This window comes from Lysobacter enzymogenes (assembly GCF_017168095.1).
Lineage (GTDB): Bacteria > Pseudomonadota > Gammaproteobacteria > Xanthomonadales > Xanthomonadaceae > Lysobacter > Lysobacter enzymogenes_D.
The window spans coordinates 1-11,900 of sequence record NZ_LXSD01000242.1; the positions used below are offsets into that span (position 1 = coordinate 1).

Sequence of the window (11,900 nt, forward strand, 5' to 3'; positions counted from 1 at the left end):
GGCCGGCCTGGGCGGGCGCGGCGGCGGGCGCGGCCGGCGCGGCGGCGTCGTGCGGTTTGCAGGCGGTCATGGCCAGGGCCAGCAGGGAAGCGGACAGGGCGAGGGCGAGCGAGGTGCGATGCAGCGAACGCATGGGGAATCTCGGTGGCTTGGAACGGCCGCGGGCCGGTTGGCGCGCAGGATAGGGCAAGGACATGACCGCCGCATGGGTCATTGGTCGGGGCGGATCGGCGGCCCGGCGCGGCCGCGGAGCGGTGCGATCGGCGCGGCGCGGGGCTTGCGCCGGCGGCTTTGCCGAGGCGGCGGCGTCGCGGTCAAGGCAGCCGGCAGGAGAGGCAAAGCCGCGGTGTCCCCCTGTAGGAGCGGCGCGAGCCGCGACCGCGAAACGCGGGCGCCGTCGCCGGCTTGAGGTTTGCGCTCGCGGTCCGCACGGCATCCGACACGCCCATGTCGCGGCCAAGGCCGGCCACGCAGGCCGGGCGTTGAGGCCGGCGCAGGCGTTTGTTGCGGCGCGGTCGCGACTTGCGTCGCTCCTACAGGCGATGCGGGTGGGTTTTTGCGCAGTTGTCGTGTCGGCGGTTGGATTTCGGGGGCTCGGCGGGGGCGGGTTTCATAACCATCGGTCATGGCCTCATGCGGCTGGGGCGGGATGCCGGGGCGAACGGCGACCGCGGCCGCGGCGGGGATCGCCTTGTACGGCGGGCGTTGCGGCTGAACGGGGCGGTGCGCGGCGAATCCCCCGCGAATCGCGGAGAAAGGCCCGCGCCGCCGATCGCGTTGCCGGCGTCGTTGACATCGCTTTATCGCGATGCAACATAAACCCCGTCGCCGGCGCCCGCCGCGACCTTCCTCCGCAACCGAACTTTCCGCCGTGAACGCATTGCATCCGACCGTCCTGCCGTCCGCCGACCGCCGCTTCGCGGGTGGGTGTCGCATGGCGATGTGTCGGCGCTGAGACCGCCGCGCTTTCGCGCCCGCCGCTCGAGTTTTCGTTCGCACGTTCCGTTTGCACAGGTTGTCTATGTTGTTGTCGCGCACCTCCGCACGTCGTCCCCGTTGCCCTGCCGCCGTTGCGCGAATGCGCGCGCGGTGTAGCGGGCGGGTGAGGCCGCGGCGCTGAGCGCAGCCACCGGCCGAGCCTGCCGACCCTTTCCAAACCGGCCCGCGCGACGGGCGACCTGCGGCTGAGGCCGCACTCGTCTCTCTCCCCTCCCAACGACCGCGCTGCGCTTGTCGCAGCGTCGGCGGCCGCACGCCGTCGCGGGCCGGCTTTTTTCTTCGTTTTCGCTTTGCCTCTCCCACGTCTTGCAGGAATCGCTCATGTCCCGTTCTATCCCCGCTCCATCCGTCCGCGTTGCCGAAGCGCGCTACCGACGCCTGTCGCTGGCGCTCGCCCTCAGCCTGGCCGCGCCGCTGACGCAGGCGGCCGACGCCGCCGATGCGGCCGGCCCCGGCGTTACCCTGGATGCGGTGCAGGTCACCGGCACCAACCTCAAGCGCAGCGACGAGGCCGGGGTCAACCCGGTGCTGGTGCTCGACCGCGCGCAGATCGAGAAGAGCGGCAAGGTCACCGTCTCCGACCTGCTGCGCAGCCTCACCGTCAACAGCGGCAACAGCTTCAACGAGCAGTACACCGGCAGCTTCGCCAACGGTTCGGCCGGCGTTTCGCTGCGCGGGCTGAGCCAGAAGAACACCCTGGTGCTGGTCAATGGCTACCGCGTGGCGTCCTACGGTTTCGCCCAGGGCACCCAGGACAATTTCGTCGATCTCAACGCGCTGCCGCTGGGCGCGATCGAGCGGGTGGAGATCCTCAAGGACGGCGCCTCGGCGCTGTACGGTTCCGACGCCATCGCCGGCGTGGTCAACCTGATCCTGCGCCGCAAGATCGAAGGGGTCGAACTGGACGCGTCGTACGGCGCCGCCACCGAAGGCGGCATCGACCAGCACAGCATCGGCCTGCGCGCCGGCCGCGGCGATCCGGGCAAGGACGGCTACAGCCTGCGTTTCAGCCTGGACGTGTTCCAGCGCGGCCAGCTCAACGCCGACGAGCGCGACCTGACCAAGAGCGGCGATTACCGCGATCAGCCCGGCGGACGCCTGGCCGGTTGGTCGACCCAGGGCGGTGCGTTCCTGAGCAACCCGCGCGCGCCGGTCGCGTTCGCCTGCCAGCCGGGCACCCAGTCGCGGCCGTACAGCGATTTCGGCAGCCCGCTGCCGGGCAACGCCTGCGCCTTCAACACCCAGCCGTTCCGCACCCTGATTCCGGACGTGGAGCGCTACCAGGCGCTGGTCGCCGGCGACGTGCGCTTGAGCGACAACGTCCAGGGCTTCGCCGAAATTCTCTACAGCACCAGCCACAACGGCGCCTATTTCAGCGCGCCGATGACCGTCGGCGCGGGCCTGCGCGCCTACGACCGCAGCACCGGCCGCCTGGTCGACATCCCGGCGGTGCTGCCGGTCGGCCATCCGAACAATCCCAATGCGGTGCCGACCCCGTTCGAGTATTCCTTCCTCGACCTGGGCGCGCGCTACAAGATCAACAAGTCGCAGTTCTCGCGCGCCCTGGTCGGCCTGCGCGGCAACGGCGAGGTGTGGGACTGGGAAGTCGCCGCCAGCCATTCGGAAAGCCGCCAGCGCGAGTACGTGCGCAACTTCCTCAACCGTTATGCGTTCGAGCAGGTGCTGCGCGACGGCAGCTACGACTTCCTCAATCCTTCGCGCACGCCCGGCGCGCTCGACGCGCTGCGCCTGTCCACGCGCCGTCCGGGCACGTACCGGCTGAGCACGCTCAGCGGCAAGATCTCCGGCTTCCCGTTCCAGTGGCGCGCCGGCGACGTCGGCGTGGCCGCGGGCGTGGAGTTCCGCGACGAAGCGCAGGACGCGCGCACCAGCCCGCAGGTGCTGTCGGGCACCGAGCTGCGCCCGGCGATCAACCTCATCGACGGCGACCGCCGCGTCGCCGCCGCGTTCTTCGAACTCAGCCTCAAGCCGTGGGACGCGGTGGAAGTGCAGCTTGCGGGCCGCGGCGACCACTACAGCGACTTCGGCAGCGCGTTCTCGCCGAAGCTCGGCGTGCGCTGGCAGCTCAATGATGATTTCCTGCTGCGCTTCAACGCCTCGCGCGGCTTCCGCGCGCCGTCGCTGCCGGAGATCGCGCAGAGCACCACGATCAGCTACGGCTCGGTGATCGATCCCTTCGACCCGGTCCAGCCCGGCGCCTCGCGCGGCGTGACCGTCCTGCGCGCCGGCAATCCCAACCTGAAGGCCGAGCGCTCCAGCAACATCAACCTCGGCCTGTTGTGGGCGCCGGACGCCGACACCAGCCTCGGCATCGATCTGTACCGCATCCGCCAGGACGACCTGATCGCGCCGGACAACGTGCAGTTCGTGGTCTCCAACCCGGCCGCCAACCCGGGCCGCATCACCCGCGACGCGCAGGGCCGCCTGCAGCTGGTGGAGAACCGCTATGCCAACCAGGGCACGCTGACCACCACCGGTTTCGATATCGAAGGCCGCAAGGTCTGGCATGCCGGCGACGACACCTGGACCCTCGACGGCACCTGGACCCGCCTGCTGAGCTACGAGCAGCCGCTGGTCGCCGGCCAGGCCGAGCGCGACGGCGCCGGCAGCAACCTGTTCGGCGCGCTGCCCAAGTGGCGCGGCATCACCTCGCTGGCCTGGGGCCGCGGCGACTGGAACGCGCAGCTGTCGTGGCGCTACATCGGCGGCTACAAGCAGGAGGTGGTCGATGCGCGCAGCAATCCGGGCCTGCGCAGCAAGGTCGACGATTACCACCAGTTCGACCTGTACGTCGGCTATGAGGGCCTGCGCGACACCACGCTGTACGCCTCGGTGCAGAACCTCGCCGACAAGGCGCCGCCGTTCGATCCGGCCGGCGGCGCGCTGCCCTACGACATCACCCAATACGACGCGCTCGGCCGCTTCGTGACCGTGGGGGTGAAATACAAGTTCTGAGCGCGGCGCCGCGTGCGAGGACGCGAAAGGGCGGGGGCCGCGGCTCCCGCCCTTTCGTTTGCGCGGAAGTTTTGTCGCGACCCCGCCGCGCCGCCCCGCGCGTTGGAGCGAGGGCGTGGCATAGTGCCGCCAGCCAAGACGGCGAGGGAGAAGCGAGAATGGAGAAAGCGAACATGGGGATGCCGGCGCGCAAGACCGGAGCGATGCTGCGCTGGCTGTTGCCGGCGGCGCTGGCCGCCGCGGCGCTGGGCTGCAGCAGCAAGCACGCGGCGGAAGCGGCGGCGTCGGCCGCGGATGTAGCGGCCGCGCCGGACGCCGGCGGCGGTTCGGCCAAGGCCGCCGACCTCGGCGTGCTGCTGGCCTACGAGCACCGCGTGCGCGTGCGCCTGTCCGGCGAGCAGATCGCGGTTCGCGCCAAGGCCGTGCAGGACGCCTGCACCGCCGCCAAGTTCGGCGCCTGCGTGGTGCTGGGCATGAGCCAGAACGGCGGCGACGCGCCGTCGGCGAGCCTGCAGGTGCGGACCGTGCCGCAGGGCGTGGAGCCGCTGATCGCGCTGGCCGGGCAGGGCGATCAGATCGCCGAGCGCGGCATCCAGGCCGAGGACCTGGCCGTGGCCGTGCGCGACAACACCATGCGCCAGGACCGCCTGCGCCGCGAGCATGCGCGCCTGCTCGAGTTCCAGGAGCGGCGCGATCTGAAGATGGCCGACGTGCTGACCCTGTCCGAGCGCATCGCCGAGATCGAATCGCAGCTGCAGGCCGCCGAGCAGGAGGCCGCGCAGCAGCAGCGCCGGATCTCGACCCAGCTGATCACCTTCGAGTTCGCCACCACCGCCGCGCAGGAGAGCAGCAGCGAGATCGGTCAGGCGCTGAAGGAATTCGGCGGCATCGTCGCCTCGGTGGTGGCGTTCCTGATCCGCGCGTTCGCGGTGCTGCTGCCGCTGGGCCTGGTCGGCGGGTTCTGCCTGTGGCTGGTGCTGAAGCTGTGGCGCGCGCGCCGTCGGCGCAAGGCCCAGGGCTGATCGATTCGGCTGTCGGGGCTCGTCCGTCTAGGGCGGGCCCCGGCGAGGACGAGCGCTCGGGCCGCACGGTCGGCCTCAGCGTTCCTCTTCGGACTCGAACTCGACCAGCACGTCCAGATCGAAGGCCAGCGCCTCCACCGCCTCGCGCACTTTGTTGGCGGTGGAGGCGTTGGGCGCGTCGATCTCGAGTTCGTGCACGCCCGGGCCGCTGTCGTCGGGCAGGCCGGCGGAACTGGAATCGGCATCGTCCATATGCGGCATCAGATCGGCGACTTCCTCGACGTGTTCGATGCCGTCGAGGCTGTTGACCAGATTGCCGATCGCGCGCGCGTCGTCGTCGTTGCCGGTGATGCGCAATCGAAGCAGTGGCATGGCGGACACCTGGGCTCGCGGAGGAGTCTGGAGGCTAGGCAGCGGCCGGCTAAGGCTGCGTGAACATCGCGCTTGCGCGATCCGCGCCGACCGTCACACGCCGTCGCGCGGCGTCACACGCGCTGCATCGCGACGGAGTAGGGTAGCGGCATGACCAGCATGCCTGTCGAAGACGCCGCCCCCCCGTCCGCCAACGGCGTGACCTTGCGTCCGCTGGAGCGCGGCGATCTGCACTTCATCCATGTGCTCAACAACAACCGCAGCGTGATGGGCTATTGGTTCGAGGAGCCGTACGAGTCGTTCGTCGAGCTCGAAGAGCTTTACCGCAAGCACATCCACGACCAGTCCGAGCGGCGCTTCATCGTCCAGGACAGCGCGATGGAGCGGATCGGGCTGGTCGAGCTGGTCGAGATCGACCATCTGCACCGGCGCGCCGAGTTCCTGATCATGATCTCGCCCGAACATCAGCGCCGCGGCTACGCGCGGCTGGCGACGCGGCTGGCGATCAATTACGCGTTCCGGGTATTGAATCTGTACAAGCTGTATTTGCTGGTGGACGTGGACAACACCCGGGCGATCCGCATCTACGAGGATGCGGGGTTCCAGCGCGAAGGGATTCTGGTCGACGAGTTCTTCACCGACGGGCGCTATCACGATGTGGTGCGGATGTGTCTGTTCCAGCATCAGGTGCTGGGGCGAGTCGGAAAATAGCCCTCTGTCTTTCCCTGCTCCCGCTTGCGGGAGAAGGTGCCCCGCAGGGGCGGATGAGGGCACGCAGGCGTCTTGCCCTCACCCCAACCCCTCTCCCGCAAGCGGGAGAGGGGCTTCGAGGTCTCAGCCCTTCTTCTCCCGCACCGGCAGCGGCACGTTGCACACGTTGATGTGCCCGGCCGGCTGCAGATACCAATCGTCACGGCGGTTGCGCCGCGATTCCACCAGTTCGGCGAACAGCGGCGTATCGGTGCGCAGCACTTCGAGCCTGGCGCGCTGCGCTTCGGGCAGGTCGGCGGCGAGCCGGATCGACACGATCGGCGCGCGCTCGGACGGTTTCTCGTAGAAGCCCAGCGCGCCGGTGCCGCGCGGCAGCACCGACAGCAGTTCCATGCCCTGCACGACCCGGCCCACGGTGGTGATGTTGCGGTCCAGGTGGCGCGGCGACTGGCCGATCACCACGTACAGCTCGCTGCCGTTGCTGGAATCGGGCGCCATGTCGCGGCCGGCGCCGACGGTGCCGTAGCAATGGGTCAGCCAGCTCGAACCGGCGGCCGAATCGCGCGCCGCCGGGAAACCGTCGACGAAGCCGGCCTGCTTGGCCCAGCCGTCGGCGTCGGGCAGCACGGTCATCGTCAGCCCGGCGCTCTTGCGCGCGAACTCGGCCGGCAGCTTGGCCTTGGCGCCGGCGCCGAGCGGCTTGCGCTTGGCCGCGTCCTCTTCCGGATCGCCCCACTGCACCACGTAGTTGTCCTGCGAACGGTTGACGCTCAGGCCGTTCCAGTAGCCGCTGTGGGCCAGCGCGCGGATGTTGGCGACGTGCTCGGGCGCGAACTGCGGCGCCAGCTCGATCACCACCCGGCCGCGCTCGAGTTCCAGGTAGATCGTGTTGCGCGGATCCAGCTCGCGCCAGTCGCCGGGCTGGCTGGCGTCGAGCACCTGCTGCATGGTCCGGCCCTTGGCCGGCGCGGCGGGCGCGGCCGCGTGCGCGGCGCCGGCGGCGAGCGCCAGCGACAGGGCCAGCAGCGCGGCGCGCGAGGGGGGCATCGTATTCGCAGTCATGGACGTCCTTGGGGGCGTGCTTGGGTGGGTGGCTCAGGCTTGGCGCGCATAATCGCCGCGGATGAATTCGGCGAAGTCGTCCTGGCCGGGAAAGCGATTCTCGATCGCGAAGCGGTAAGTATCGCCGCCGAACTCATAGCGCGAGCGCGCCTCGCCGCGCGGCGTGCGCCGTTCGAAGCGCAGCACCTCGCCGTCCCAGCGGCCGCGCGCGGGCTCGGCCGGGAAGCCCATCGAGTCGAACCACCACCACAGCACGTCGCAGGTGTCGGGCTCGACCAGGAACACGCCGTGGCCGCGGAACACCACCTGGCCGTCCTTCTCCTGCTCGTAGTCCTGCAACAGGGCGACGCCGTCCAGGCCGACGCGGAAGCGGCTGCGGCCGTGGGCCGGGCCGCCGGCGCCCCAGGGCGAGGGCTGGGCCAGTTCGGGGCCGGCCCAGTCGCCGGCGAGGCGGTGCAGGCGGGCGAGCTGGGCGGGGTCGGGGCGGGGCAGTTGCATGGCGGCTCCGGTGGCGGGTTAGGGGCTGGAAGGTAGCGGATAGGAGCTAGAAGGTAGCGGATATGAGCTAGGAGTTAGCGGATAGGAGCTAGGAGTTAGCGACTGCATTTCGCCTCCCGCTACCTCCTGGCTCCTATCCGCTATCTCCCAGTTACTACCGGCACATTCGCTATAGCGAACTTCGCAATAGCCTGAGCTCAAGACTAGCTCAGGGCCCCGCCCCGTGATCGATCTCGACAGCCATCTGCGCAAGTTCCAGAAGGAGCTCAGCACCGGGACCGTGTCGCTGGCGCTGCTGGCGGTGCTGGGCGCGGCGGACGAGCCGATGTACGGCTACCAGATCGCCAAGCGCCTGGAGCGCGAGGGCGAGGGCGTGCTCAGCGGCAAGCAGAGCGCGTTGTATCCGGTGCTGCGCAACCTGGGAGCGGCCGGCCTGCTCGACAGCCACGTCGAGCCGTCGGTGACCGGGCCGCCGCGGCGCTACTACCGCATCACCGACAGCGGCCGGGCGGTTCTGCGCGAATGGGCGCGGGCCTGGCGCGCGACCCGCGACTCCGTCGATTCCGTCCTGCAGGGGCTCGATCCATGAACGCCACCACCGGCACCGCTTACCTTCCGACCTCCGCCGATCCGGTCCCGGCCGAGCCCGACCGCGCCGATCCCGCGCACGCCGCGGCCAGCGCCGCCGCCGACCTGCCGCGCTCGATCCCCGACTACCTGCAGCGCCTGCGCGACGCGCTGCGCGGCGCCGATCCGGCGCTGATCCAGGACGCGCTGTACGACGCCGAGGAATACCTGCGCGCGGAACTGGCCGAACACCCCGGCAAGAGCGAGGCCGAGGTCATCGCCAGCGTCGCCGGCAGCTACGGCGCGCCCGACGAGGTGGCCGATATCTACCGCGACACCGAAGTCAAGGTGCAGACCGCGCTGCGCCCGCCCAAGCCGGCGCCGCGGCGCTCGTGGCTGGGCCGCTTCTTCGGCGTGGCGCTGGAGCCGCGCAGCTACGGCGCGCTGTTCTACATGCTGCTGTCGCTGGCCACCGGCACGTTCTACTTCACCTGGGTCACCACCGGCCTGTCGCTCTCGCTGGGGTTGCTGATCCTGATCATCGGCGTGCCGCTGCTGATCCTGTTCCTGGGCTCGGTGCGGGTGCTGGCGCTGGTGGAAGGGCGGCTGGTGGAGGTCATGCTCGGCGAACGCATGCCGCGCCGGCCGCTGTACACCGACCGCGAGCGGCCGTGGCTGGAGCGGATCAAGGACGTGTTCACCGATCCGCGCACCTGGGGCACGCTGCTGTACCAGTTGCTGATGCTGCCGCTGGGCACGGCCTACTTCACGGTCGCGGTGACGGCGCTGGCGGTGTCGCTGTCGTTCGTCGCGGTGCCGTTCGCGGTGTGGCTGGGGTATTTCGACGGCGACATCTGCCTCGACGGCGCCTGTTCCTACGCCGGCGAGCTGGCCGGGTTCGGGCTCCCCGGCGCGGTGCTGTGGCCGCTGTCGCTGCTGATCGGTGTCGTGCTGCTGTTCGCGACCCTGCACCTGGCGCGCGGCATCGGCTACCTGCACGCGCAGCTGGCCAAGGCGCTGCTGGTGCGCTGGGGCTGAGCGCCGCCGTCGGGCAACGAGAACAAGGCCGGCGCCAACGCCGGCCTTTTTCGTAGTCGCGATAGCTCCCTGTAGGAGCGGCGCGAGCCGCGACCGCGACACCACAGCTACAGCGGAAGTTTCGGCGCAGTTGCGTTGCCGCAGTCGCGGCTCGCGCCGCTCCTACAGGGGGCTATCGGAAAATCGACGCGGACGGAAACGAAAAGCCCGGCGCTCGGCCGGGCCTTTCTTCTCGCTTCGCGCCGCCTCAGCCGGCGTTGCGGGCGATGAACTCGCGCACGCGCGGATACACCTGCTCGCGCCAGCGCCGGCCGCTGAAGATGCCGTAATGGCCGGCGCCGTCGACGGTGATGTGCTCGCGCCGGGATTCGGCCACGCCGGTGCACAGGGTGTGCGCGGCGCGGGTCTGGCCCTGGCCGGAGATGTCGTCGAGCTCGCCTTCGATGGTCAGCAGCGCGGTGTTCTTGATCGCGCCCGGGTTCACCCGTTCGCCGGCCACGTCCCACAGGCCGCGCGGCAGCAGGTGCTGCTGGAACACGACTTCGATGGTGTCCAGGTAGTACTCGGCCGGCATGTCGAGCACGGCGTTGTATTCGTCGTAGAAGCGGCGATGCGATTCGGCGTCTTCCAGGTCGCCCTTGAGCAGGTCCTGGTAGAAATCCCAATGCGACTGGAAATGCCGCTCCGGGTTCATCGCCACGAAGCCGCTGTGCTGCAGGAAGCCCGGGTACACGCGGCGGCCGCGGCCGGGGAAATTGGCCGGGACGTGGTGGATCAGATTGCTCTCGAACCACCACAGCGGCTTGTGCTCGGCCAGGTCGTTGACCTTGGTCGGGCTCTCGCGGGTGTCGATCGGGCCGCCCATCATCACCAGCGACCGCGGCGTGGGTTCGCCGCGCGCGGCCATCAGCGACACCGCCGCCAGCACCGGCACGGTCGGCTGGCAGACGCTGATCACGTGCAGGGTGTCGGCGCCGATCTGGCGGATGAAGTCCTGGATGTAGCCGACGTAATCGTCGAGGGTGAAGGCGCCTTCCTCGGCCGGCACCATGCGCGCGTCGATCCAGTCGGTGATGTAGACCTTGTGGTCGCGCAGCAGGGTGCGCACGGTGTCGCGCAGCAAGGTGGCGTGGTGGCCCGACAGCGGCGCGACCACCAGCACCGGCGGATCGTCCTTGAGCTCGGCGATGTTGCCGGCGTCGTCGGCGTAGCGCTTGAAGCGCAGCAGCCGGCAGAACGGCTTGCGCGCCATCTCGCGCTCGATCACCGGATAGGCGTTGCCGTCGATCTGGATCGAGTGGATGCCGAACTCGGGCTTCTCGTAATCCTTGCCGATGCGGTAGAGCAGCTCGCAACCCGCGGCCACGCGCGAGGCGCCGGGCACGGTGGACAGCCAACTGCCGGGCGCGGCGAACATCTTGGCGCCGGCGTCGGCCCAGTAGGTCATCGGGGCCATCCAGGCGCGGCCGAGTTCGTGCATCTGATAGAGCAGCATTCGGGTCGGACTCTCTGTGGCGGGCAGGGCTGGCGCCGGAGCGTAAACGGTTCCGGCGCGGGCGGTTTGCTGCGGCGCAGCATACAGGATTGCGATGGCGGTCGCGTGAAGCGGGGCTTTCGGTCGCGGTTGGGGGTGAGATTTGCCTGGGGTGCGGCTTGCGGCGCGACCGGCTGCCCCGCGGTCGCAGCTTGCGCAGCTCCTACAGTCGGAATCGAAACTACGGACGCCCCCTGTAGGAGCGGCGCGAGCCGCGACCGCGCCACCGCGCTGGCGGCGCGACCGGCTACCCCGCGGTCGCAGCTTGCGCAGCTCCTACAGTCGGAATCGAAACTGCGGCCACTCCCTGTAGGAGCGGCGCGAGCCGCGACCGCGCCGCCGCGCCTACGACGCAACCGGCCCCGCGCGGCGCCGCTGCGGCAATCAGCCCGCGGTCTCCAGCGCCGCCGTCTCCCCGGCCAGCGCCGGCCCCAGCCACAGGTGCGAGCCCAACGCCTGGAAACCGTGCGCGGCGAAGCGTTCGCGATAAAACCTGGCCGGCCGGCGCTTGAAGCCGTCGGTGTCGCCTTCGATGCCGTCCTCGCGGGCGAAGGTCTCCAGGAACGCCACGCCGCCGCACAGCTCGGCCAGGCCGGGCAGGCCGCGGTCGAGTTCGCGCGTGTCCAGGTAGTGCATGACGTCGCTGCAGATCAGCAGGTCGGCCGGCGCGCACGGGCGCAGGAATTCGAAATCGCCGAAGCGGGCCAGGTGCAGGTTGCGGGTGCGACCGAAGCGCGCAACCGCGTACTGGCTGGCGTCGAATCCCAGATACTGCGCGCGCGGCCGCAGCTTCAGCAGCGGCGCGCGCCACGGGCCTTCGCCGCAGCCGATGTCGAGCACGCTGCGGATCGGGCGTTCGAGGTGGTACTCGGCGGCGGCCACGGCCAGGGCGACCTTGCGCGCCAGGCGCGCGGCGCCGCCGATGGCCTCGTCCTTCAGGGCGGGATCGCGGTACCAGCGTTGGAAGTAGTCGCGGTCGTACTGTTTGCTCATGCGGAGTCGGGCCGGTCGATGCAGCGCCGCGGCGCCGCCGGCGGATGCGGCGGCCGGGCGCTGGGGTGGCGTGGAGCGTGGCATGCTAACGCGCCCGCGGCCGCAAGGCCCGCGCGCAGCGGATGCGG

10 protein-coding genes are annotated in these 11,900 nt (G+C 70.3%); 5 read left to right on the forward strand and 5 right to left on the reverse strand.

Translation table 11 applies throughout. The features are described 5' to 3' along the window. Positions 1-1,320: 1,320 nt before the first annotated feature. Entirely contained in the window at positions 1,321-3,975 is a 2,655-nt protein-coding gene (locus A7A76_RS06490; RefSeq protein ID WP_206410421.1) for a TonB-dependent receptor, read from the forward strand. Between the two features lie 158 nt (positions 3,976-4,133). Further along, entirely contained in the window at positions 4,134-4,997 is an 864-nt protein-coding gene (locus A7A76_RS06495; protein ID WP_241200763.1) for a DUF4349 domain-containing protein, read from the forward strand. Positions 4,998-5,072: 75 nt separating this feature from the next. Here the strand turns inward: A7A76_RS06495 and A7A76_RS06500 are convergent, their stop codons facing one another. Further along, entirely contained in the window at positions 5,073-5,369 is a 297-nt protein-coding gene (locus tag A7A76_RS06500) for a hypothetical protein (protein ID WP_206410422.1), read from the reverse strand. A gap of 150 nt (positions 5,370-5,519) precedes the next feature. On the opposite strand from A7A76_RS06500, the gene speG reads away from it, so the two are divergent. Continuing rightward, positions 5,520-6,080 (forward strand): spermidine N1-acetyltransferase, encoded by a 561-nt coding sequence (gene speG, locus A7A76_RS06505; RefSeq protein ID WP_241200764.1) that lies wholly within the window; start codon positions 5,520-5,522, stop codon positions 6,078-6,080. Between the two features lie 123 nt (positions 6,081-6,203). On the opposite strand, the gene A7A76_RS06510 is transcribed toward speG, so the two are convergent. Together A7A76_RS06510 and A7A76_RS06515 are read right to left on the reverse strand one after the other, a co-directional pair. Next, the gene (locus tag A7A76_RS06510) at positions 6,204-7,142 is read right to left on the reverse strand and encodes a peptidylprolyl isomerase (protein WP_206410423.1); all 939 of its coding nucleotides are present in this window, start codon (positions 7,140-7,142) and stop codon (positions 6,204-6,206) included. A 33-nt stretch (positions 7,143-7,175) separates the two neighbouring features. Continuing rightward, positions 7,176-7,640, reverse strand: coding sequence for a DUF1579 family protein (locus A7A76_RS06515; RefSeq protein ID WP_206410424.1), 465 nt, complete (start codon positions 7,638-7,640; stop codon positions 7,176-7,178). Positions 7,641-7,863: 223 nt separating this feature from the next. Here A7A76_RS06515 and A7A76_RS06520 point away from each other — a divergent pair, with 223 nt between their 5' ends. Beyond that, complete coding sequence (locus A7A76_RS06520) at positions 7,864-8,229, forward strand: helix-turn-helix transcriptional regulator (RefSeq protein WP_206410425.1); 366 nt, start codon at positions 7,864-7,866, stop codon at positions 8,227-8,229. After that, on the forward strand, positions 8,226-9,245 hold the full coding sequence (locus tag A7A76_RS06525; protein ID WP_241200765.1) for a sensor domain-containing protein: 1,020 nt from the start codon (positions 8,226-8,228) through the stop codon (positions 9,243-9,245). The genes A7A76_RS06520 and A7A76_RS06525 overlap by 4 nt, the downstream gene beginning before the upstream one ends. Positions 9,246-9,492: 247 nt before the next feature. On the opposite strand, the gene A7A76_RS06530 is transcribed toward A7A76_RS06525, so the two are convergent. Both A7A76_RS06530 and A7A76_RS06535 read right to left on the reverse strand, forming a co-directional pair. Next, positions 9,493-10,737: a polyhydroxyalkanoate depolymerase gene (locus tag A7A76_RS06530; protein ID WP_206410430.1), complete on the reverse strand. Its 1,245-nt coding sequence runs from the start codon at positions 10,735-10,737 to the stop codon at positions 9,493-9,495. Positions 10,738-11,163: 426 nt separating this feature from the next. Continuing rightward, the gene (locus A7A76_RS06535; protein ID WP_206410427.1) at positions 11,164-11,772 is read right to left on the reverse strand and encodes a class I SAM-dependent DNA methyltransferase; all 609 of its coding nucleotides are present in this window, start codon (positions 11,770-11,772) and stop codon (positions 11,164-11,166) included. Positions 11,773-11,900 lie beyond the last annotated feature (128 nt).